The organism is Gallibacter sp. Marseille-QA0791, assembly GCF_965119705.1.
Taxonomy (GTDB): domain Bacteria; phylum Bacillota; class Clostridia; order Peptostreptococcales; family Anaerovoracaceae; genus Lentihominibacter; species Lentihominibacter excrementipullorum.
In genome coordinates, this window is the sequence record NZ_CBCPMH010000001.1 from 1,992,965 (window position 1) to 2,015,765 (window position 22,801).

Genomic DNA, 22,801 nt, shown 5'->3' on the forward strand with positions numbered 1-22,801 from the left:
CGATAATGCTGGAAGTAACGTTGTCCTCCTGCATTTCCGTTGGCAGGCTGGCGAAGGGGACGAGGGACTGGCTGCTTGAAGTTGGCTTTAAGGGGAATACGGACCGGCAGACTTTTTACATCTGTCTTCGCGAGGATTCCATCGACGCCGGAAAGCTTCTCGAGGATATTGCTGACGGCACTGCCGGGGAATTCTTCCAGGGCTGCCGGCTGGACAGCGCCGGGCTGTTCTTTTCCCACAGCAGTCAGGAGGGACAGTCGGCGTCGGATCCTGACCCCGTTACGAAGGAAGGCGACCTGTATGACGCCCTGATCCAGCTTTTGCAGGAGAAGCGGGAATACATGGAAAAGGGCGTTTGCCTGTGGATGGAGGCGGATATAAGAAATCTCAGCCTGTTCTCCGGGCTCCTGAAGATCGGCTATCATGGAGAGGAAAAGCTGGTGATACTGGGAAGCCTGGACAAAAAGGCTGATACATGGGATCAGTTTTATTACGCGAGCCTTCCTGAGATCGAGCTGCTTCATGCAGTTGTCTTTCGTCATGTACGTCTCGGGTATCAGGTAGTGGATAAAAAGAGCCGGTTTGCTCTCGCCGGGGAAGTGGAGCTTTCTGTGGAAGGGTTCCAGTTGTCTTTCCAGGGAGAGCTGTTCATCGGCGAGGAGGGATACCGGGCGCAGATGGAAGCTGTGAAAGAAAAGGAAGCCCCTGTATTCGCGGTGGGAAGCGAAGGCCTCCTGCAAATGGACGACCTGGTTTTCCATTTGGAATGCGTCTATGGTACCGAAGGTCGTGCGGACGAGAAGAAATGCCGCCTTGAAACGGAAGTCTGGTTTGTCGGGCAGAAATGGAAAGGCGGGTTTTATTATATCTCAGGTGAAGGAGGAACCTGCTGGCAGCTGGAACTGGCGTTGGAGACGGACCTTTCTCTGGCCGGTATGCTGAGGCAGCTGTTTGGCGGCGGGACTGTCGGCAGCGCTCTCTTTGATCTGGAGATCCTGCGGGAAAGCGCGCTGCTCTGCTCCATGTCCAACGGCGGAACTGACCGTGGCGGAGCCGGGGAGTTCAGTCTCAGGCTGCATACTGTGCTGACATTTATAGTCAGTATCGAGCTTTACGGAGAAGTGGAGATTTCCCCCGACACCTTTTCCTTCTCTCTCAGGGCAGGCGATGCGTTGGATCTCGGGGTCCTTCGGATTTCCGGGGTTCAGGGGGCGGCGGGTCCCGCATTTTCCTATCAGCATCGAAAAAATGTTCCGGAGCAGGAAAATTGTATGATGATCGAAGGCGACATCGCGTTTTTTGGGGAACGTTTGCTGGAGGGGAGATTATGGTACAGCGGCGGAAAGGAGGATTGGTGCCTTCAGGCTGAACTGTCGCCGGAAGGAATATTGAAAACCGTGTTTGGCGACCGGCTGACGGTGACCTATGATAAGAAAACAGGTTTTCGCCTGGAAAATATGGACGCTGTCAATTATGCGGACGATGCCTTCGATTTCCTGGAGAGGCTGAAGACGTATCTGGACCGGCTGGGAAAGGCCAACGGCTGCAAGGAGATTTCTGCTGCGATGGATCGGGATGAGCTGCAGACCAGGTGGGAGATACGGCCGGGTTTTGAGGGAATGCCTGACCGGGAAGAAAAGGGTGTGAAGATCACATTTCAAGGCGGCTTCTGCGTAATGGACAGATCCGGGAAAACCCTTCTGGAGCGGCATGTCGGAGTAGACACGCCGCTGGAAATCGCAGTAAGCAGTCAGATGACTGCGAAAGAACTGTGGGAAGGGATCTGCGGGCTCCTGCGGGATACGGCGGATCAGATGGTAGAAGCGTTGTTCGATGAAGGCAATTTTCGGGAGCTGGAAGCTGTACTGACCGTTTTAGCGAAGGGTAAGCTGGAAGATTTCGTCGTCGGGCTTCTGTGCAGGAAACTGGTCAGTGAGAAGACTGCAGCCAGGCTTTTGCCGGAGGAACCGTCCGGCGGAGGCGGTGAAAGCGGTGAAGGCGGGAGCGCGGGGGAAGGCTTTTCCATATTCGCCTCCGGAGGAGGAACCGCCTTTTCTTCCGGCGAGATCGGGGAGTGGATCGGCGCAGGCTTTGGCGGGCTGGCAGTGATCTCGGTAATTGCGTCCGGCGGTGGCGGTGCCGGACCGGATGAGCCATTGCCATGTCCGGAATTCAGGGGGCAGATCGATGGAGCGACTCTCAGGATAGAGCTGCAGCTGGTGGATGGAGCCGTCGGGTATGAGCTGGACATCATGTGGACGGACCCTGCGCGGGAGGACCGCTTCTTTTCATGGAAGGTGTGGGAAAAGCCGCCTCAGATATTCTTCGTGAAAATTCCTGTAAACGGGAAGGTATATCTGGCAGCCCGGGCGCTTCATGAACGTGAAGAGAGGAACAGCCCCTGGAGCGAAGGGAATTATCTGGGGGAAATAGATTATCGGCAGCTGATTTCCTGGGGCGCAAAGAACGGTATGTGCATCCGTGAGTGTCTGCAAATGCTGAGGGAGCATCAGGTAAATACGAAAGACACGAAAGTCATGGAGTTGCTCCTGGCTGAGTATTTCCATCCGGCCAACAGGGAGCAGGTGGTCCGGGAGCATTACAGCAATAATGACAGCGCGCAGGTATGCCTGGAACATCTGGAGAGGGCATTCCCTCACCTTTTCTCCGGGGAGATCATGCTGTGTATGTGGCGTGAAGGCTACGAGGAGGACGACATCCTGCGAGCCCTCAGCAAGCTGCGGCCCGCGCTGAGTCAGGAAGATACGAAAGAGCAGTTTTTGGAAATGATTCGGGAGGAGGCGAAAGATATGGAGCTGAGGGAGCGGTTCAATAAGCTTGCGGAGCAAAAGGCAGGAGGGCAGCTGACAGAAATAGCGTGGAGAAGGGCGCTCGCGGAGCTGTGTGCTGCTTATGACCCCGTGGAGGTGGCGTCATTTTTGAAGGATCAGGGAAATAGTGCGGAAGAGATCGCCTTTTTGCTGCAGGATATCTTCGGTGATCACAGAGCGGTCACCATAGGCGGCATCATTTTAAATGAGAGGATCTATCCGGATACCACCAGGGAAGAAATGGAAGGCATTCTCAGAAAGGTGTTCCCGAAAGAGGATATAGAGAAAGCTCTCGGGATACTCTATCCCGCTGCCGTCATCGTATCGGCTCGGGAAGTTTGGCTGGACACGGGGATACAGGTTGCTGAGGATGAGATCGTGAACGTCAGGTACCTTAGCGGACTCTGGAACGTCAATCCTTCCGCACATTTCAGATCCTATGGCCCGGAGGGTATCGGGATCACCGCGAAGGAAGGGTATGCACTTCCGGGAGAAAACGAAGGTTGCCTGGTCGGGAAAATAGGGAGCGGAAAAGCTTTTTACATAGGAACGGGGGCCGCACTCCCGAAGGAAAGCGGGACTCTGTTCCTGACGGCAAATGATGATCTTTATGGAAAATATGGAAGTGGATATAAGGATAATGAGGGAGCGATCACAGTAGAGATAAGAAAAGAACTGAGATGACGAGCCACCGATTTCGCCTTCAAGTTTCAGGAATACTTCCTGCCCCAACCTTGACTGCCCTGAGGCCCCGTGATAAAGTGGATACATAATAGGCGGTATATACTTTTCGGCATGCTCTATGCCACTGACGTCGGAAAGGAGTGCAGGGAAAGTGAGGAAGAAGCTTCCTATAGGTATCGACGGATTTGAAAAAATCAGGACCAATGATTTCTATTATGTAGATAAAACCATGCTCATTAAAGAGCTGCTGCGAAACTGGGGAAAGGTGAACCTGTTTACGCGCCCCAGGCGTTTCGGAAAGTCCCTCAATATTAGCATGCTGAAGTGCTTTTTTGAGGTGGGAAGCGATCCATCGTATTTTGATGGGCTGAAGATCATGGAGGAAAAAGAGCTGTGTAAAGAGTACATGGGAAAGTTTCCTGTGATCTCCATCAGCCTGAAAGGTGTTGATGGCCTGGACTATGAGTCGGCGGTGGCGGCATTGCAGACAGTCATCGGGAATGAAGCCATGAGGTTTCAGTTTTTAAAAGAAAGCGATACCCTTTCTGAAGAAGAAAAGGAGGCCTATGCCCGTCTGATAGAGATCGGCTCCGGCGAAGGCGGGATGTATGCCATGACGGAGGCGATCGCGGCCTCCGCTCTGAAGACACTTTCACAGCTCCTTGAAAAGCACTACGGCCGGAAAGCCATCCTGCTGATCGATGAGTATGACGTGCCGTTGGATAAAGCTTTCCAGGCAGGCTACTATGATGAGATGGTAAATCTCATTCGCAACCTGCTGGGCAACGCCCTGAAGACCAATGACAGCCTGTACTTCGCGGTGCTTACCGGATGCCTGCGGATTTCCAAGGAGAGCATTTTCACAGGGCTAAACAACCTGAAGGTACACACGATATCGGATGTCCGATATGATGATTTTTTCGGCTTTACAGACGCGGATGTGGATGAAATGCTGGAATTCTACGACCTGTCTTCTCATAAGGATGTGATCCGTGACTGGTATGACGGATACCGTTTCGGAAACGCAGATGTGTATTGCCCATGGGATGTGATCAATTATTGCGATGAGCTGCTTGCGGATCCGTCCGTTCCTCCTAAAAACTACTGGGCCAACACCAGTGGGAACGATTTGATCCGCCGCCTGTTGAAAAAAGCTGACCAGACTACTAAAGAGGAAGTGGAGGAGCTGTTAAACGGCGGGCAGATAACAAAACGGATAAAGCAGGAGCTGACATACCGTGATATAGATGACAGCGTTGAAAATGTGTGGAGCGTGCTGTATGCTACAGGCTATCTGACAGGAACGCATGTAGAGAAGGCAGATGCGGATATATTCAGGCTGTGGATGCCAAATGGTGAGATAAGAAAACTTTTTTATGAATTGGTTGAGGACTGGTTCCGGGAGGTTACCCGTTCTGATACTGCCAGGATCAACCGGTTCTGTGAGGCTTTCCCGGTCGGAGACGTAGCCACGATCCAGGACATGCTGGGCGATTATCTGTGGGATTCCATCAGCGTGAGAGATACTGCCGTACGAAGGAACATGAAGGAAAACTTCTACCACGGCATGCTGCTGGGACTATTGCAGAGCCAGGGCAGCTGGATCGTAAAATCAAACGCAGAAACCGGGGAAGGCTACAGTGATATTTCCATTCAGACTCCGGACAGGATTGGGATGATCATCGAACTGAAATATGCGTACGATGGAAACCTGGAGGCGGCGTGCGGCGAGGCGCTTGAGCAGATCGAAGATAAGAAGTATTCGGAAGGGTTAAAGCGCCGCGGAATGAAGAAGATCCTCAAATACGGCATCGCATTCTGTGAGAAGGAGTGCATGGTGGCGATGGCGTAAATAAGAGCAATATTGATTTCGCTGGAGCGCTTGCATAATATTTGTAAGACATTAAATTGTAATAAAGGAGACCAGCTATGAATACTGATGTTATGAAACAATTGACCGGTAAAGCCATTCGCTTCGGCTCCAAACCTGAAGTTTACCTGCTTTTGCGAGGGGAAAAAAGACATATAATAAATACGCAGGTATTTTTCAGCGTTTTCAGAAGTATGGACGAGGTGATATCTCTTATAGAAGAAGAGGAGGAGCAGATACCTACAGGAGAAAATATTACAGATCTGAAATTGTGTTATAACGATCCAAATCCTGATAATTTCGAAGCGCTCCGTCAATATTATTTGATCATCAATGAGCGTTCTTGCTATAAGGTTAATACTATTCAGCCGATTATCATACAAAATAGCGTCGGAGATCTAGCGACAAACGGATTAAGTCTCAATGACTATGACGTAAGTAAAGCCAAGCCGATGGATAAATCCTATGAACGGTTGATCAAACATAGTTTGTATTCTGCTCTGTTATCATATAATGTCGAAAACAGAGACACGGCACAATGGATGTACTTTCTTGATGATAATGCGCGTCTTTCGGAAGTATCGATTCCCGGCACCCATGATTCAATAACCTTCAATACTCCGTATGTGTTGTCGTCGCTTGCACAGTGTCAGTATTCCGATGCTACTGTAAAGAAACAGCTTGATATGGGAGTTCGATACTTCGACATTCGCGTAGATGAATATTTGAATGTAGTACATGGGATCGTTCATCTTGATATCGGATTTTCGGAGGTCATGGATGAACTGACTTCGTTCGTTTCCAAAACAAAGGAATTCCTCGTGGTAAGGATAAAATCTGAGATCACTTCGCGTGGTGACAGGAAAGAACTCGAGCATACTCTTTTCAAAAATATGGGAAGGATTTCAGGGAATTATCTCGACCACTATGCGTTTACCAATTTTATAAATTTAGATCCTACAGTTCAGGAGCTACGTGGTAAGATAGTGATAATAGATGACATGCCGGCTAAGGATCCTATGCATGCCAATGTGATACTGCAATTTGGTAAGGGCATAAACAAAAAAGATGTTAAAGTGCAGGATGATTATAAACGCCCTGAATTTGATGTCAAATTGCAAAAGATCAAAGATTTTTACAAAGCCGGGCTTAATGACAAAAATATAAGGCTCAATCACGTGAGCGCTATGGCGATTCCACGGAAGAGTCCTAAAGCCTATGCCGATTATTTAAATCCTAAAGTCAAGAGTTATCTGAACCTCAGCCATGACATGCATCTTGGCATTACCATATTCGATTATGTAGATGAAGAACTTTGTAAAAGTGTCATTGCGCATAATCGCTTTAATTACTGATGTTTTTCAGGCAGGAGGTATGAGCAAAGCATTGGGGTCTGCGCTTGTCCGGTAGCAGTGGTGATAGTTTTTGTGGAAAGGAAGATGATAGAAATGAAAACGGTGGATCTATGGCTTAAGGAAAGGAGTATTGTACTCGAAGAAAGTTTTACTTCTGCTTTGCGGCATCTCGCTGTAGAATATAAAAAAATCATCAAATAAAAGTTCTAAACGATGTGTATAAGTTAATTGGGTGCAATAAAACGGATATTTCCAGGTGGGGTAATAACCCGATGAGCACCCATGCTTCTGTCAAACGACATAAGATCAGTGTCATAAAATCAGCAAAAGATATCTTTTCATTATCTGCCGCGGAAGCGGAAGCCCTTGCCAATAAAGCGGGCCTTTCATTGGAAAAGCGCGGGATCATTTCTGGCCATGGCGCGATCTTCAAGATCATCGAGTGTTACATAAGTTCTGTTTCCCTGCATTAGCTGGCACAAAACAGTAGTTTTCCCCACCTGTCTTGGGCCAATGATAAGAATGGCCGAATATTCTTCGGACAACGATAGGATTTTCTCTTCCAGATCTCTTCTGATATATGTCATGTTCGACCCTCCAGATTAAAATCTACTTAATTTTATTATAGCTTAAAAAAGTAAAAACAAGACTAAAATAAGATGCGATCGTATTTTAGCCAGAAAACTCTCGGCGATGAATCTTGTCTGCCTGTGCCTTTACTGCCCTGCAGACTTTTTTATCCCTCCAACTGTAAATACCTGCCTCTCACCCCTTGCGCTCCGGGGGTTTTTATTATATACTTTGTTAAGAAAAACTAAACAAAATGTTCAAAAAAGAAGAACGGATTTATTACTTATGACCTGTTACGGTCTGTAGCCTGTGCCTGTGGCACGGGTTGCGTCAGGCTTGTGCAAAAATCTTTGAACTTGATTTACATAGATGATCTTAAAACAGTCACACTTAAAGGAGACAATCATGAATACTGAAGAAAACAACAAGACTCAACGTCCGCAGAGTGCTCAGCAAAATAAACCACAGAGCGCTTCGCAAAGCAACCTTCAGGGCGCGCCCCAGAGCGGACAGCCAGGCGGACCGAAGAAAAAAAGCAGGCTCATAATAATCATCGCCATCATCGTGGCTCTCGCCGCCCTGGCGGTCATCATCGCCATCGGCGTAACGCGAGGCAACGAAGAGCCGGAGACGGTCAAGGTGGATACGGAGGAAGAAGCGACGGTATACGGCGACGAGACTTTGGGTATCGACCCTGTGGTGGACGAGCAGCTGGCTGATTACCGCAACATCGCTCTTTTCGGCATAGATGCCAAGACGGCGGATTCGGAGACGGGCCACAGAAGCGACGGCATGATAGTGATAAGCATCAACGAGAAGACCGACGACGTGAAAATGTTCTCGGTGTACAGGGACACCTACCTGCAGACCGATGACGGCGGCACCCTCGACAAGGTGAACCATGCCTACGCCTACGGCGGAATGAACAGGAGCATAAAAGCCCTCAACAGGAACCTTGACCTTAACATAAGGGAAGGCATATCCCTCACCTGGGAAGCCGTCCGCGATTTCGTCGATGCCATAGGCGGCGTCGAAGTGGAAGTCCTCGACAGCGAGGTCAGCTATGTCAACGGCGCCATCGCGGAAGGAGCAAAGCTCAGCGGCGCCGGGCTGCAGACATTAAATGGAAATCAGGCCGTGGCGTATTCCAGGATAAGGAAGGATTCCGCCGAAGGGGACCACAGGCGAAACGAGCGTATGCAGATCGTTCTCAAGGCGGCCTTCGACAAGGTGAAAACAATGAAAGAGAGCCAGCTGGTATCCATCCTGGACGACATGCTGCCGAAAACCGATACCAACATGAGCCGCAACCGCATGGTGGACACGCTAAAGGATATCATGTCCATGGAGATAAGCTACAATACCTGCTGGCCTTACGATACGTCAGACTGGATGCACGATTCCATATATTATGGCGTTCCTGTAACGCTCCAGACCAACGTTTCACAGCTCCATTCCGAATTCTTCGGTCAGACTGATTACGTGCCGACCCAGACCGTGCTGGATATAAGCAGCAGGATCCAGTCCATGACCGGGTACGGCCAGTAGCGAGGTGGCCTGTGGGGAAAAGATGGAGATACATGGATATCCACACCCACATCGTTCCCGGGATCGATGACGGCGCATCCAGCATGGAGGAGGCGCTGAAGATGGCAGGGATGGCCTACGATGAAGGGATACGTGTGATAGTGGCGACGCCTCACTACGGGCTTCGAAATCCGGGGTACGACAGAGACAAGGCTGTAAAAACGTGTCGTCAGCTTCGGGAGAAGGTGATGGAAAGACACGGTGACATGAAAGTCTATACGGGCAACGAAATATATTACTCTCCCGGAATCGTGGAAGACCTGGACAAAAAGAAGGCTCTGACCATTGGAGGGACCAGCTACGTGCTCATCGAGTTTTCCGTAAAGGAAGAGCTTGACGTGATGATCAATGCCGTACGCTCCTTGGTGATGGCCGGATACAGGCCTATCCTTGCCCATGTGGAAAGGTATGAAGCTCTTCAGAAAAAGCTGGACGAAATCAAGGAGCTGATTGAACTGGGCGCCTATATCCAGGTAAATACCAATAGCTTTATGGGAGGTAAATTCGACAAGCGTACAGCATGGTGTACCAGGCTCCTGCGGGAGGGGTGCATACATTTTGTTGCCAGCGACTGTCACAACTGTACCAGCCGTAAACCGCTGATGAAGACGGCGGTCCGGAGGATGATAGCATTGTCGGATGAGGAGACGGTGGAGCGTATCGTCCATACTAATGTACTGAAAATAGTCAGGAACCAGTATATATAAATGGGAGCCATACATAAATGGAGGCCATATCGAGTTAAAAGGAGACAGAATCAATGGACTACGAAAGAGAAGAAATTGAAATAGACCTGCGGGAGATATTTCATGTCCTGAAGAAAAAGATACTCATAATCATTCTGAGCGCTGTGATTTTTGCAGCCGGTTCTGCTGTGTACAGCTTTTTTCTGGCGGATCCTGTGTATGAACCCACGTCCAGGCTTTACATATTGACTCAGTCCACATCCATCACGTCCCTGGCGGACATTCAGATGGGCTCGTCGCTGGCTCTGGACTATCTGGAGCTGATAAAGAGCAGACCCGTAGTCGAGGACGTCATCGAAAACCTTAATCTCGATGAGGATTATGAGGAATTGCTGGCCAAAATCACCGTGGAAAATCCGGCTGATACCAGAATACTCAACATAAGTGTTCAGGATACCGACGCCAGGCGAGCCACCCAGATAGCCAACGAGCTTTCGGAAGTGGCAAAGAAACGCATTTCCGACATCATGCAGACCGATGAACCAAGCGTAGTGGAAGTTGCCCACCGTCCTGATGCGCCTGTCAAACCGGAAAAAGCAAAGAACATCATGATAGCCTTTCTGCTGGGGGCCATCCTGTCGGCAGGCGTTATAGTAGTCATGTACGTCTTCAACGACAAGATAAGGACCACGGAAGACGTGGAGCGTTATCTGGGCCTCAATACGCTGGCAGTCGTTCCGTATGAAGGAAAGGGCAAAAAGAAGAAAAAAGCGAAGCATAAAGCTGGAAAGGCGGATAAATAGATGGCAAACCAGATAATTTTCAATAAGATCAAAGAACCGGAATACGCGCGCAGGGAGGCCTTCAATTCATTGAGGACTAATCTGCAGTTCTGCGGTGCGGATATAAAAACCGTCCTTTTCACCAGCTGCGGACCTGACGAAGGAAAGAGTACCGTTACGTTCGAGCTTGCCCGTTCCGTTGCCGAAAGTGGAAAGAACGTGGTCCTTGTAGACGCAGACCTCAGAAAATCCGTCATGTTGAGCCGTTATAAGGCTCAGGCGACACATAAGAGAGTGGGCGGCCTCAGCCATTATCTGTCAGGGCAGGCTACCATCGACGATATTCTCTGCGGTACGAACATACCTCATTTCAACGTCATTCTCACAGGGCCGTTGTCACCTAACCCGACGGAACTGTTGGGAAACGTACTGTTTGAAAAGCTCATGTGGACGCTGCGGGAAAAGTTCGACATGGTCATAATAGATGCGCCGCCTTTGGGGGCCGTCATAGATGCAGCTGTCATAGCTCCTTATTGCGACGGAGCAGTAATAGTGATAGAGAGCGACAACACCAGCCACAGAGCTGCCGTCAACGTCAAGCAGCAGCTGGAACGGACCGGGTGCAAGATACTGGGAGCAGTACTCAACAAAGTCCGCATAGAAAGCAGTGGATACTATTATAAATATTATGGAGAGTACGGCAAGTAGAGGATAATTGCCGGCGGTGATATTGCCGCCGTTTTAAATGTCGGGAAAGGGAAAATCATGGGAAGGGGAAAACTTACTCAAGAAGAGATAAAGATATTGAAGAAAAATCCCAACGTGATATCGGTCAACGAGGATAGGATAGTATATTCCGACTCTTTCAAGAAATATTTCGTGGAGCAGTACTTCATGGGCGAAAAGCCGGGGAACATATTTCGTTCGGCGGGATTTGATTTAAAAATACTGGGATCCAAGCGTATAGAACGGGCCAGTTACAGATGGAGAGAGTCTTTTGAGGCAGGGACGTTGGGATTGTACGCTGATACCGGCATGTCACATGAAGCGGAGATGAAGGATAAAGAGCTGGTCCAAGCCGAAAAGGATGAGAACGATGTTGCTGAGGAGATGAATGAGAACAGGAAACTTCTGTGGAAGACTATAGAGGAGCAGCGAGCGATCATAACAGGATTGCGCAGCGAAGTTAAACGCTTGCAGATGATCAATGGTAAGTTGATGAAGGAACTTGACAGGATCCACTGATCTCATCTAGGGAAGAGTTTGGGCATATGTTTACAGGGAACGGTTAGAGCAGCTCTTGCTGAAAAAACCTTTGACAACGCCTCATCATACGTGTAAAATAAGGCTGTGTCACGTTGTGACGCAGTTTTTTCGTGCCAGCAGGATGGATGGCCGTCCGGGCGAGCACGGCTGAAATAAGTTTTAGTTCGCCGAAAAAATTTCGCGCGAAGCGCGCCTGATAAGGCCTGACGAGTCCATAGAGACCGGCAGACCATTAGGCGGGTCTTTACACGAAATCCAGTAGGCAGAGCCGAACAAGATCGACAGACCTTTCAGCCCATGGCAACAGGGCAGTCGCGTTGCCCGTTGGGTCAGGGCTTCGATCCCAGTAGGTAGAAAGGAAGAGAAGATGAGTTCATTTATCGCTAAGCCTGCGGACGTGGAACGTAAATGGTACGTCGTGGACGCAGAAGGCAAGAACCTGGGAAGAATGGCATCGCAGATCGCCGCTATTCTCAGAGGAAAGAACAAGCCGACTTACACACCTCATGTTGACTGCGGAGATTACGTCATCGTTATCAACGCTGAAAAGGTAGAGGTAACAGGTAAGAAGAGAAAAGAAAAGATCTACAAGAGACATACCGGTTATCCGGGCGGCCTCAGAGAGGTGACCTTCGAACAGATGATGGAAAAGCATCCGACAGAAGTCGTAAGGCACGCTGTAAAGGGCATGATGCCTAACGGAAAGCTGGGAAGACAGATGTACAAGAAGTTAAAGGTTTACGCAGGCCCTGAGCACAACCACGCGGCTCAGAAGCCGGAAGTTCTGGATATTTAAGGAAGGGAGGAATTGAACGATGGCAAAGACACAGTACTACGGAACAGGAAGAAGAAAATCTTCAGTTGCTAGAGTTAGATTGATCCCTGGTAACGGAAATATCACAGTAAACAAGAAGCCTCTTGATGAGTATATCCCTATGGAAATCGTCAAGAGAGAAGTGAAGAGACCTTTTGAGATCGCTGGATGCGAAGGCAAATACGATGTTATCGCTACGGTCCAGGGCGGTGGATATACCGGTCAGGCCGGAGCCCTCAGACACGGTATCTCAAGAGCACTCTGCGAAGCTGACAGAGAGGCTTACAGACCAGCCCTCAAGGCGGCCGGATTCCTTACGAGAGATTCGAGAATGAAGGAAAGAAAGAAATACGGCCTGAAGAAGGCGAGAAGAGCAAGCCAGTTCTCCAAGAGATAATCTCAGAACTGCTGAGGACAACGGAAACCTTGAAATTAGTGGGTTTCTGACAGATTGGATAGTTATGAAAATTGCAGATTTTCGGTTCGTTACTAACACATTGCTAACATGTTACTAACAAACCGCTGCAGATGTGACTATGTAATTCAGAGATGTATTCTATGGAAATAGGATGCATCTCTTTTTTTAATTCGCAACTCTTAAATAAGGTTGATTGCGCTTACTATCTCATCAATATCAAGCTGGGTGTAGGTCTTGTTTATCAAATCCTGTGAATGTCCGAGTATCTTTTTTCGTATGGTTTCTCGAATCTCTGCTTTGTGCATCATGGAGCTGCACGTATATCTGCAGCAGTGAGGGGTGTGATTCATGCCAAGCTGTTCCATCAAAGGCAGGAAGTGTTTTTTGTAATAATTGTCGTATTTGTATTGTTCACCGTTGGAACGATGAATGAGATATTCGCTGTCGGTATCTTCAAACCGGGATTTGTAGAATTGAAATACTTTTTCAGCAATAGGAACTTTGCGAATGCCGCTCTTGGTCTTACTGGCAACTACATCAAAGTACCGTTCTTCAAGGTGAACATTTTCCTTCTTGAGATTAAGAAGCTCATTGACTCGTACTCCGGAATATATCAGCATTAGTACTGTTTGACATATTGAATTATCCTGATGTTCCCAAAGTGTTTTAACCTCTTCGTCAGTAAACTTCTGTCGGTTATACTGATTTGGATTTTTATCTTTGTACTCTGATATGTCTATAAACTCACTATAATCCTTTGATACATAATCATACTTCATTGCGTACTTGTACATTTTTGAAATGAGAATTTTCATTTTCCGCATAGTCGGATGGTTTTTATCGGTTGTATCAAACAGGTATTGAAAATCTTTTGCTTTGAGATTGATAAATGTTTTATTGTGCAAAGGTTCACATGCATTAAATGCAGCCTTGTCAGCCGAAATTGTTGCTTCAGAAGCTGTCTTGTAAGCACGTTCTGACCATTCCTCATAAAGATCTTTGAATGTCATATTAGATGCTTTAACATCGTAAGGGTTGTTATTATAGTTTGCAAGCATTTGAAGCCCTTCAGCTTTTGTCTCTGCATACCCGATTATCATATCGTCACGAACAGATTTCCCGGAGTCGTAATCCACATGATAGCCTAAGGTCTTTTTTACGATGAAGGGCTTTCGTCTCTTGCCGCTTAACTTATAGACACTTCCATATCCGTTAGGTAATCTCATCCATATACCACTTCCTTTCTTAAATTATCATGAATGGTCTTTTGATTTAACTGACAGTTCATCAGCAGCAATCAATGTTTTCTTAACCCATGCCTGATAGATGTCTTCAGGAATTGTGCCGTTTTCTCTGCTTTCCCTATAGAACCTGAATTCTTTAAGAAAATCGCTAAATGTTTTGTTATATTGGAAATCATATTCCATAGCATCACAGTACATAGCTAATACTTTCCTGCTGTCTGAAACCGGCACTTCCTCTATTTCCAGTTTGATGCCTTGAGCGTTTTCTAACTCAAAGATTGCAGAAAATATGTCCGCAAAGGTATCAATGTTAGTTCCGGGCTGTTCTTCTGACAGAAGGTCTTCCAGCGAAACATCCAGTTCATTTGTGATTTTGTTTAATACTTCCAATGGCATGTTGATGTCACCTGACTCATACTTTTGAACTGTCCTGACGGATTTTCCTATAGCATCTGCGAACTCGCTTTGTGAAAGGCCTTTGCGTTTTCTGGCCAGCTTGATATTAATTCCGATTTCTTCGGGCGTTAGAATTACATTTCTCATAACATTCTCCTTTCTGTTAGTAATAAGTATAGCACCTATGATACGAATTGATAAGACGCATATACGAAACGAAAGGGGGGGGTACAAAAGATGAATATGATTAAAAGCGGAGAACAGAAAGTGTATGTTGAGTTTCCGAATTTCACGGGGAGGAACGTACCAATCAGAGAGATTGCTGAAGCAATCGGGAAGGATGCACAGTATATCAGAATCGGACTGCAGGAAGGGTGGCTGAAGTTTGGATATGCTAAGAAGATAGGGGCGTCATCCGAATTCAATTACTATTGTCCGGACAAAAAAGTGTGGGAAGAAACAGGTTATTTCAGAGAAGTCGATAATAAAAGAGTAAAGGCTGCAATCTAAGTGAATGCAGCCTTGCTTGGCGGCAGGTAAAATTTTGCATGGATTAGGCGAAATAATTGAGAAAGGGAGGAGGTAATGCTATGCAAACAATAGTTTCATCAGGGAATCCGATTGTTGATGCAATAGGACAAATTAATATTACCGGAAACATAGTGCCTGCTTCCTGGTTCAGAAAAATAACACTAGGCAGTGGAAGACCGGATACTGTTGCAATAATAATCCTGTCAGAACTCCTGTACTGGTACAGGCCAAAAGAAACAAAATCTAAGACAGGTCAGATTGAATGGAACAAGAAATTTAAGAAGGACTATCTTCAGAAGAACATTAAAGAACTTTGTAGCAAGTTCAATTTCTCGTACGATCAAGTGAAGAGTGCACTTAAGCGACTGGAAGATGGAGGATATATAGTTAAGCACCTGAGAAATGAAACTATTAAAGGGACAAAGTATGGCAACGTTCTCTATATAGAAGTCGTTCCGGAAATGATACGGTTGCTTATGGCGGAGGATGAGTCTGATGACAATGACGTTAACGATAACAATGAGAGAAATCTCCTTATTGTCGGTGACCCTCAGGGAATAGAAACCGGAGGCTCAGAGGATGAAAACTTGAGGGTCAGTGCATCAATACCGGAGGCTCAGGGTCTGGAGTCACGGACAAATACAAAGAATACAACAGAGAATACTACAAAAGATTTCTCATCTATCATAGAAGCGAAGAAGAAATTCATGAATCAAATTGATTATGAAAGTCTGATAATAGACTATCCGAGAAAACAACTGCAACTGATGGAAATAGTGGAGCTGGCTACAGAGGTGCTAACTTCCAGCAAATCAAGCATTGCAGTAAATGGCGAGCAGCGAGATACAGAGTTTGTTAAAGACAGATATCGGAAGCTTGATATCAACAGCATCAAATATGTTCTCGAATCTCTTGGAAACTATACAGGCGGTGCTGCTAATACAAGAGCGTTTCTTATAACAACACTCTTTAATGCTCCTGCAACGATGGATAATTATTATGAACTCGCAGTAAACCATGACCTGAAAGTTGCAAATTAAGCTTCAGGTATGAAAGGTATACTCAAGACATCAAAGAACGAAAAAAGCTTCGCCAGCGAGGCGATTATTGTTAAAAAACGCACCAAATCATGACATAAAAAATGGAGGTGGTACATATTGCCTAGATTGAGTAAAAGAGAAAAAGAAGAGTGGGCATTCTTCATAGATGAAAAAACCGGAAGAAGAACCTATAACGATAAATGCAGGAAGTGCATCCATGAATGCAAGCAGAGCTTCAGAGCTGTAATAGTCAATTGTCCGAACTATAAAAGCAAGCGTTCAGATAATAATACTGAAGAAATCAAACCAGATTAGAGCCCTCGGCGCATGAGAGCGAAATACACCCCTCGCACAAATCGCAGATTTGTTCTTTGGGTATTTCGCCCTGCGGGGCTGGGGCAGAAAGGAGATGCGAAGTATGGAAAGACATGTATATATCAGCATGAACAAGCTATCCAATGTCAGGGGTCGCATCACTTATATCACAAGTACTGCAAAGCAGGAAAACCTGTATGCAGTGTACAGCACTTGTGAGCGGCCTTTCTGGAGTAAGCTGACGAAAGAGAATCAGACAGAGTTCAAGAAAAGCGGAACTTCCGGTAAGTGTATTGAAGCAAGAGAATTGATCATTGCATTACCAGAGAATCATGTTAAATATGATCCACAGGAGCTGTTAAAGGAATATGTGGATTTCTTCAAGAACAGGTACGGAGTGGAATGTATAGCGGCATTGCACCATAACAAAGCCAAAACCAATTACCATATCCATATGATATTTTCTGAACGGAAGATGCTGGATGAACCTGAACGGAAAATAGCTTCAAGAAACCTGTTCTATGATGAAAGTGGGCATCGCTGCAGAACGAAAAAAGAGATACTGAATGATACAGGAGATATAAGAGCAGGATGCAAAACCATCAAGAAAGGAGAAGTGTATGAAGAACGCTTCTTTGATAAAAAGATAAAACAGTTTAAAGATAAAGATTTTCTGAAAGAGATAAAAGTCGCTTACGCAGAACTTATAAATGAACGGATAAATGATGAAAATGAAAAACTGAAAGTCTTCAACAAAGATGGTATATATCTGCCGATGAAGAAGATCGGAAAAAATAATCCGAACGAGAAAAACATCAAAGCAAACAACAGGATGGTGCTGGAATGGAATGATATAGCATCGCAGGTTGCAGAGCGAATGCCAGCGGAGAATATCCGTGAGATAAAGAAAGAAGAAATACAGAAACCACTACAGGAAATATACAAAACAGGGGAAGCAATTGGAAACAGATATGAAAGAATTGTGGATAAGGCCATTACGACATTAGTGAATTTCTTTAACAGATGGATAATGTTATCAAAGGATAGCCGGCCTAAACCGGGTGAAGATTTCTTTTACAGATTATTGGAGAGATGCAGACCAAGAGTGAAAACCAAAGCTGATAAAGAATGGGAAAGATAGTATACCCTCCAAAAGGAAAAATCCAGGAGAGTATTTCCTTTGATGGCGATTTTGATATAATAAATGTATTAATAGTTTGGAGGAGTATATGTTTATTAGAACTTTTGTCCGTGCAAATAATGAAGAAGAAGCATTAAAATATTTAACAGGGTTTGAAAACATTATTTCAAAGTGCATTACAGATATGAAAATTGCAGTGGTAGAGCAGTATTGGAAGTTCCCAGACCTGTATTGTGTTGAGTACTCTTTTGAAAACGTTATATATCATCAAATTTCAGAAGTAATAAAAGAATTAGGAGAGAATGTAAATGTTCTTTCGGATGGAACAGAATATATACTTGCTGACACAACAGGGGAAATCTATTTGGAAAATGTAGAATGGATACTTATAAACCTTGATAAAGAAATGGTTATATAGCTTTGTGAAATAGCGATAAATATCCGCGGTTGTATCAATAAAAGTATTAAAATGGAAAGGGGTATATATGGATAAAGTATTTAAAGAAATAGTCTCAACGGTTTTTAAAGAAAAATTTAAGCCCTATGGATGGAAAAAAGATGGTAATAACTTTAGATACATTAGTAATGATGGACTAGGAAAAATAATTAATTTCCAAAGATCGAAATGGAACACCGCAGAAGAAATAGTGTTCTATATCAATTATGGAATTTATATGGAGGTAGAGGATGTCCTTACTAACATGAAGTTTAAAGAATATGAATGTCAATTCCGCAATAGAACCCAGTATAATAAGGGAGAGTATTTGATTGACTCTACAATAGAAACGAATGATATATTGAAACAAGTTGAACTTGCATTAAATGAAGCTTCCATGGTATTAGATATGATTGATTCAAAAGAAAAATTTATAGAAATGATTATAAATGGGGAAGCAGGAAAATACACCAATATTCCCGTTGATCATTATTACACTTGTAGGTTGCTTTGTGACATGGGATACTACAGAGAAGTGGGGCGTATTATAGCCGATAAAGATGGTAGTTATTTTGATCAACTCCGCGATGAGATAGAAAAACATATTGAATGCGAAGGATAAATACATAATGAGCTGTTTTGTGAAGGTAAGTTAGGACATGGATGAGAAAAACAATAGAGGGATTGATGAGATAAAGTTAGAGGCAGAGTATCAACCTGATTTTATTGAAACCCTGGATGGTGATCAAATATATAATATAAAAGATAAGCCGGAAAAGAAGTCTTCGGCAGAGAAAATATATGATACACAAATAGCAATTGAGCTTATTCTAAGTGTTATAGTGGGACTTATACTTTTGGTCAACTATATAAAAGGCTAATGTTACAGAAGATGTTACTCTGAATAGGGATGGTCAGAAATGAAAGCATACAAAACAAAGACGTGGCAACAGGAAACAACAGGGACAGAAACTAATATAAGATTGCTTGGTATAAATCCATTTGAATATGAATGGGTATCGACAGGCAAGCGAGGAAAAATTAAAAATGCATGTGGTCAGATTCTATCCTGCGCAGTAAAAAAGATTTCTGTTGATGGAAATGACTATGAGTTTATAGCTGTTGAAGCTAGTAACGGTGTTTGGACGTTTTATACATATAAGTTCTAAAGGGAGCTAAGAATATGAAAAAGAAATATAAATGCCCGTGCTGTGGATGAACCGACCCCCAAAAGTTAGACCTAAAATCTAACAGATGGGAGGTCGGTTTTTTCATGGCAAAATATAGTTTTAAATTTAAGAAATCTGTAGTAGAAGCTTATCTTAAAGGTGAAGGTGGTTATAGGTATTTATCTCAAAAGTATGGTGTTGAATCTCACAAACAAGTTTGCAGATGGGTTAAAAATTATCAGGAGTTTGGGGACGCCGGGTTAATACGTTCCAGAGAAAAGAAAACATATTCTTTTGAATTCAAACTTCATGTAGTAGAATTGTATCTGACAAGTGAAGTCTCGTATCAAGAATTGGCACTGTCACAAGGCATGAACAACCCTACACTTATCACCAGGTGGGTCAATGATTTTAGAATTGCAGGACCTGATGCTTTGAGGCCTAAGAAGAAAGGTCGGAAAAAATCAATGGCGAAAGATACAAATCAAAAAAGGAAGAGTCAATCTGCAGATGAAGGAACTGTAGATACAAGCAAAGAATATGTAAAACAACTGGAAGATGAACTGTTGAAACTCAGGATAGAGAATGCATATTTAAAAGAACTGAGGAGGCTGCGTTTAGAGGAAGAAGCTCTTCTGAAAAAACAGCGAGAATCATCCACAGCCTCCGAGAAGAATTCAGATTAAAAGAGATTCTCGCAGTAGTAGGTTTTCCTAAATCGACATATATGTATTGGCAAAAGCGTTTTGACAGAGTAGATCCGAATAAAGAACTGGAAAAACATATCCTTGACTTACACAACGAACATAAAGATTTTGGATATCGACGTATGAAAGCGATGCTTCAAAGAGAAGGCATTTGTGTCAACAAAAAGAAAGTGCAGCGAATAATGCAGAAACTCGGTTTGCAGGTAACATCATACACAAGGAAGAGCAGACGCTACAATTCATACAAAGGCAATGTGGGAAGAATCGCACCAAATAGAATAAACCGAAGATTTCACACTAAAATAGCGCATCAAAAGATCACTACCGATACCACCGAATTTAAGTATTATGAAATTGATGGAAAAGGTAGAATTACGATCAAGAAGTTATACCTCGATCCGTTCCTTGATATGTTTAACGGTGAAATAATGAGCTATTCAATCAGCAAAACTCCTTCTGCAGCAAGTATATTATCTGCCCAAAAGAAAGCAATTGAAGTGACATCTGATTGTCAATACAGAAGGACATTTCACTCTGACAGAGGATGGGCATATCAGATGACGGTATACTGTAACAGATTGAAAGAGAACAAAATCTTTCAAAGTATGTCCCGGAAAGGAAACTGTTATGACAATTCCGTTATGGAGAATTTCTTTGGCATATTAAAGCAGGAAATGTACTATGGGAATACCTATTACAGTTTTGAAGAGTTAAAAGAAGCTATCGAAAAATATATTGTATATTACAATGAAAAACGTATTAAAAAGAAATTAGAATGGAAAAGCCCTGTTGAATACAGGCAATCAGCTATTGCTGCATAAAAACAGCGTAGCAGCTTATAACTGCTACGCTAAAAAGTCTAACTTTTGGGGGTCACCTCATTATCCAAGGTGTCTTTTTTATAAAAATGTCGCAGCACTTCACGAGCGCCATTTTGCCCAAAGAGCGTTAGCGATTTGTCGGCAAAACGGGCAGCGTAGTAGCGAAGCTGTGTAGGAGGATAACGAAGTTATCCGTTGGCGACCAACGACGCAATTCGCTTTCAATGGAAAACGCGAACTCAGTCGCAAATCACATTCGTGTGGAAAACCCCGGACAAATTCCAACCCTTGGAATCGTCAGGAGTTATTTTTTTATCTGTATTAGAATCTTCGTCATATATTCTTCTTCATTTTTTGTTGCTGCCTCTGAAATCAGATATTCTTCATAAGCGTCTCCTACAGGAGTGAAGCCTAAATCAGCAATCTGCTGTAGCATGTGTAGGTAAGAATATTTGACTTTATCATAATTACCTTTGTGATAATAAACTGCATAGAGGCCGCCTTCTCGAAGGTGTTCAGTAGGCGTAGGACTTTCTGCATATAAGAAGCTGATGCGGTCAAAATTGCCATTTATTATATCGGATTCTGCTATCACAGAACCCGTGTTGGTAAGCCCGGATATATCAGTCAGCTTAATAAAAGAATCATGTATTTCTGCCCATTGTTGTTCTGAAGTTTCAAGCGAGCCATCTGTTTTTTCACTGCAAAGTAGATATACAGGAGGGAGATTTTGGACGAGAACTTTATCTGTTTCTGCTTCACTAGCCTCCTGCAGTGCATTTGTGATCTGTGTAAGATGATTCTGAATCTGTACCAGTTTTTCCATCTCAGCTTTTATTTGGTCAAGCTGTGATAATGATAAAGACTCAAGTTTCTCCGGAGAAGGATTCCGGAAATAATCATCAAGTTTTTTTATGGGAACATTAAGTTCACGAAATGAAAGCAGTGTACGAAATGGTTCGATTTGAGAAGCTGTATAATAGCGGTAGCCATTTTCCATTACACCGGCAGGAGAAAACAGATTGATTTTATCATAATAAAACAAAGTGTCTTTTTTTATACCAAAATGTGATGCAAATTCGCCAGTACTATATGTAATTTTCTTATTATATTTCATCTTAAACACCTCTTGACTATGGGGTTACTCCATAGTATATACTCGAATTTAACGAAGCACAATAGCATGAGAGGAGCGATTTTATGTTAGAAAATTCAAGACTGTTGAAAGATTCATGGCTCAGATGGGGTGCAGAAACTAAAGAAGAGGCAAAAATCTGCATTATGGGTGTTCCTTTTGACAATGCCGTAAGTCTTAACAAAGGGGCAGCAAAAGGTCCGGAAACAATGAGAAATTTATCTGTGGATATGTCGGACATAACAGAAGATGATGTGATTATAAAAGAGGATATTTTGTATGATATCGGCGACATTCAGGTAGAGCTGGATTGGAACAGATATTTTGCTACTGTGGCTGAAGAAGCCTACAAATTAATGAGCACAGATAATTTCTGCCTGTTCTTGGGCGGAGATCATTCTGTAACTATTCCATTGCATCAGGCCTTTGGAAAATATCAGAAAGAGAAAAAGGAAAATGCAAAGATAGGAATAATCCATTTTGATGCGCATTATGATTTATGTGATCAGTATGATGGACACAAATGGTCTCATGCCTGTACAGAAGCAAGAAGTCTGGAAACAATAATTACAGGTGAGGACTTATTCTTTGTAGGTATTCGTGTTGCAGAGGTGTCTGAGCTTGAAACCATATCCAAGAACCCTGGAATTACAGTAGTAAAAGCGAAAGAAGTACACAAAGAAGGTGTTGAAAGTGTACTTGAAAAACTGAAAAGTAAGTTTGACGGTTATGATGCTGTTTATTTGACAATAGATATCGATGTGTTGGACCCTGCATATGCACCTGGAACTGGGACTCCGCAGCCTGGAGGATTGACAAGTGAACAGCTTATAAGATTGTTCCAGATGATGCTGGAAGTTTTGCCTATAAAGGCTATGGACATTGTAGAAGTTGCACCGGATCTAGATGTAAATAACATTACTTCATGGGCTGCAATGAGACTTATAGCTGAATTATTTGGGTACTTTTCACGTGATGATATGTGAGAATACAAAAAGGTATG

General features: G+C 44.2%; 24 protein-coding genes. 20 read left to right on the forward strand and 4 right to left on the reverse strand.

The window, feature by feature from the left end; translation table 11 throughout:
* The first annotated feature begins 5 nt into the window (after positions 1–5).
* The 3 genes from ACQY69_RS09210 (at position 6) to ACQY69_RS09220 (ending at position 6,740) form a co-directional block, all read left to right on the forward strand.
* Entirely contained in the window at positions 6–3,515 is a 3,510-nt protein-coding gene (locus ACQY69_RS09210) for a hypothetical protein (protein WP_428260231.1), read from the forward strand.
* Positions 3,516–3,666: 151 nt separating this feature from the next.
* Positions 3,667–5,367: an AAA family ATPase gene (locus ACQY69_RS09215; protein ID WP_428260232.1), complete on the forward strand. Its 1,701-nt coding sequence runs from the start codon at positions 3,667–3,669 to the stop codon at positions 5,365–5,367.
* 77 nt (positions 5,368–5,444) lie between these two features.
* Positions 5,445–6,740 (forward strand): phosphatidylinositol-specific phospholipase C domain-containing protein, encoded by a 1,296-nt coding sequence (locus ACQY69_RS09220; protein ID WP_428260233.1) that lies wholly within the window; start codon positions 5,445–5,447, stop codon positions 6,738–6,740.
* Between the two features lie 386 nt (positions 6,741–7,126).
* Here ACQY69_RS09220 and ACQY69_RS09225 read toward each other — a convergent pair whose 3' ends face one another.
* Positions 7,127–7,327, reverse strand: coding sequence for an AAA family ATPase (locus tag ACQY69_RS09225; RefSeq protein WP_428260234.1), 201 nt, complete (start codon positions 7,325–7,327; stop codon positions 7,127–7,129).
* A gap of 388 nt (positions 7,328–7,715) precedes the next feature.
* Between ACQY69_RS09225 and ACQY69_RS09230 the strand changes: the two genes are divergently transcribed.
* The 7 genes from ACQY69_RS09230 (at position 7,716) to rpsI (ending at position 12,842) form a co-directional block, all read left to right on the forward strand.
* Positions 7,716–8,858 carry an LCP family protein gene (locus ACQY69_RS09230; RefSeq protein ID WP_428260235.1) on the forward strand — a complete coding sequence of 381 codons (1,143 nt, stop codon included), beginning with the start codon at positions 7,716–7,718 and terminating at the stop codon, positions 8,856–8,858.
* An 11-nt stretch (positions 8,859–8,869) separates the two neighbouring features.
* On the forward strand, positions 8,870–9,604 hold the full coding sequence (locus ACQY69_RS09235; protein WP_428260236.1) for a CpsB/CapC family capsule biosynthesis tyrosine phosphatase: 735 nt from the start codon (positions 8,870–8,872) through the stop codon (positions 9,602–9,604).
* 53 nt (positions 9,605–9,657) lie between these two features.
* Positions 9,658–10,386 carry a YveK family protein gene (locus ACQY69_RS09240; RefSeq protein ID WP_428260237.1) on the forward strand — a complete coding sequence of 243 codons (729 nt, stop codon included), beginning with the start codon at positions 9,658–9,660 and terminating at the stop codon, positions 10,384–10,386.
* Complete coding sequence (locus ACQY69_RS09245) at positions 10,387–11,073, forward strand: polysaccharide biosynthesis tyrosine autokinase (RefSeq protein ID WP_428260238.1); 687 nt, start codon at positions 10,387–10,389, stop codon at positions 11,071–11,073. It begins immediately after the preceding gene.
* Between the two features lie 57 nt (positions 11,074–11,130).
* Positions 11,131–11,610, forward strand: a complete 480-nt coding sequence (locus ACQY69_RS09250) for an HTH domain-containing protein (RefSeq protein ID WP_428260239.1) — start codon at positions 11,131–11,133, stop codon at positions 11,608–11,610.
* A 388-nt stretch (positions 11,611–11,998) separates the two neighbouring features.
* On the forward strand, positions 11,999–12,427 hold the full coding sequence (rplM, locus tag ACQY69_RS09255) for a 50S ribosomal protein L13 (protein ID WP_428260240.1): 429 nt from the start codon (positions 11,999–12,001) through the stop codon (positions 12,425–12,427).
* Positions 12,428–12,446: 19 nt separating this feature from the next.
* Positions 12,447–12,842: a 30S ribosomal protein S9 gene (rpsI, locus tag ACQY69_RS09260; protein WP_428260241.1), complete on the forward strand. Its 396-nt coding sequence runs from the start codon at positions 12,447–12,449 to the stop codon at positions 12,840–12,842.
* Between the two features lie 200 nt (positions 12,843–13,042).
* Here the strand turns inward: rpsI and ACQY69_RS09265 are convergent, their stop codons facing one another.
* Together ACQY69_RS09265 and ACQY69_RS09270 are read right to left on the reverse strand one after the other, a co-directional pair.
* The gene (locus tag ACQY69_RS09265; protein ID WP_428260242.1) at positions 13,043–14,089 is read right to left on the reverse strand and encodes a tyrosine-type recombinase/integrase; all 1,047 of its coding nucleotides are present in this window, start codon (positions 14,087–14,089) and stop codon (positions 13,043–13,045) included.
* A gap of 27 nt (positions 14,090–14,116) precedes the next feature.
* Positions 14,117–14,650: a helix-turn-helix domain-containing protein gene (locus tag ACQY69_RS09270; RefSeq protein ID WP_428260243.1), complete on the reverse strand. Its 534-nt coding sequence runs from the start codon at positions 14,648–14,650 to the stop codon at positions 14,117–14,119.
* A 90-nt stretch (positions 14,651–14,740) separates the two neighbouring features.
* Between ACQY69_RS09270 and ACQY69_RS09275 the strand changes: the two genes are divergently transcribed.
* The 9 genes from ACQY69_RS09275 (at position 14,741) to ACQY69_RS09315 (ending at position 20,663) form a co-directional block, all read left to right on the forward strand.
* Positions 14,741–15,013, forward strand: a complete 273-nt coding sequence (locus tag ACQY69_RS09275) for a hypothetical protein (RefSeq protein ID WP_428260244.1) — start codon at positions 14,741–14,743, stop codon at positions 15,011–15,013.
* 80 nt (positions 15,014–15,093) lie between these two features.
* Positions 15,094–16,074, forward strand: a complete 981-nt coding sequence (locus ACQY69_RS09280) for a DUF6017 domain-containing protein (RefSeq protein WP_428260245.1) — start codon at positions 15,094–15,096, stop codon at positions 16,072–16,074.
* A gap of 117 nt (positions 16,075–16,191) precedes the next feature.
* Positions 16,192–16,389 (forward strand): hypothetical protein, encoded by a 198-nt coding sequence (locus tag ACQY69_RS09285; protein ID WP_428260246.1) that lies wholly within the window; start codon positions 16,192–16,194, stop codon positions 16,387–16,389.
* A 103-nt stretch (positions 16,390–16,492) separates the two neighbouring features.
* On the forward strand, positions 16,493–17,530 hold the full coding sequence (locus tag ACQY69_RS09290) for a MobA/MobL family protein (RefSeq protein ID WP_428260247.1): 1,038 nt from the start codon (positions 16,493–16,495) through the stop codon (positions 17,528–17,530).
* A gap of 88 nt (positions 17,531–17,618) precedes the next feature.
* Positions 17,619–17,948: a hypothetical protein gene (locus ACQY69_RS09295; protein WP_428260248.1), complete on the forward strand. Its 330-nt coding sequence runs from the start codon at positions 17,619–17,621 to the stop codon at positions 17,946–17,948.
* 67 nt (positions 17,949–18,015) lie between these two features.
* The gene (locus ACQY69_RS09300; RefSeq protein WP_428260249.1) at positions 18,016–18,588 is read left to right on the forward strand and encodes a DUF4304 domain-containing protein; all 573 of its coding nucleotides are present in this window, start codon (positions 18,016–18,018) and stop codon (positions 18,586–18,588) included.
* A 37-nt stretch (positions 18,589–18,625) separates the two neighbouring features.
* Complete coding sequence (locus ACQY69_RS09305; protein WP_428260250.1) at positions 18,626–18,847, forward strand: hypothetical protein; 222 nt, start codon at positions 18,626–18,628, stop codon at positions 18,845–18,847.
* A gap of 39 nt (positions 18,848–18,886) precedes the next feature.
* Positions 18,887–19,135, forward strand: coding sequence for a hypothetical protein (locus tag ACQY69_RS09310; RefSeq protein WP_428260251.1), 249 nt, complete (start codon positions 18,887–18,889; stop codon positions 19,133–19,135).
* 104 nt (positions 19,136–19,239) lie between these two features.
* Positions 19,240–20,663 (forward strand): IS3 family transposase gene (locus ACQY69_RS09315; protein ID WP_428260252.1). Its coding sequence is split into 2 segments (ribosomal slippage): positions 19,240–19,729 and positions 19,729–20,663, totalling 1,425 coding nucleotides; the frame shifts between segments, so codons are not numbered across the junction.
* Between the two features lie 304 nt (positions 20,664–20,967).
* On the opposite strand, the gene ACQY69_RS09320 is transcribed toward ACQY69_RS09315, so the two are convergent.
* Positions 20,968–21,780, reverse strand: a complete 813-nt coding sequence (locus ACQY69_RS09320; protein ID WP_428260253.1) for a MerR family transcriptional regulator — start codon at positions 21,778–21,780, stop codon at positions 20,968–20,970.
* 83 nt (positions 21,781–21,863) lie between these two features.
* Between ACQY69_RS09320 and speB the strand changes: the two genes are divergently transcribed.
* A complete protein-coding gene (speB, locus tag ACQY69_RS09325) occupies positions 21,864–22,784 on the forward strand; it encodes an agmatinase (RefSeq protein ID WP_428260254.1) in 921 nt (306 codons plus the stop codon).
* Positions 22,785–22,801 lie beyond the last annotated feature (17 nt).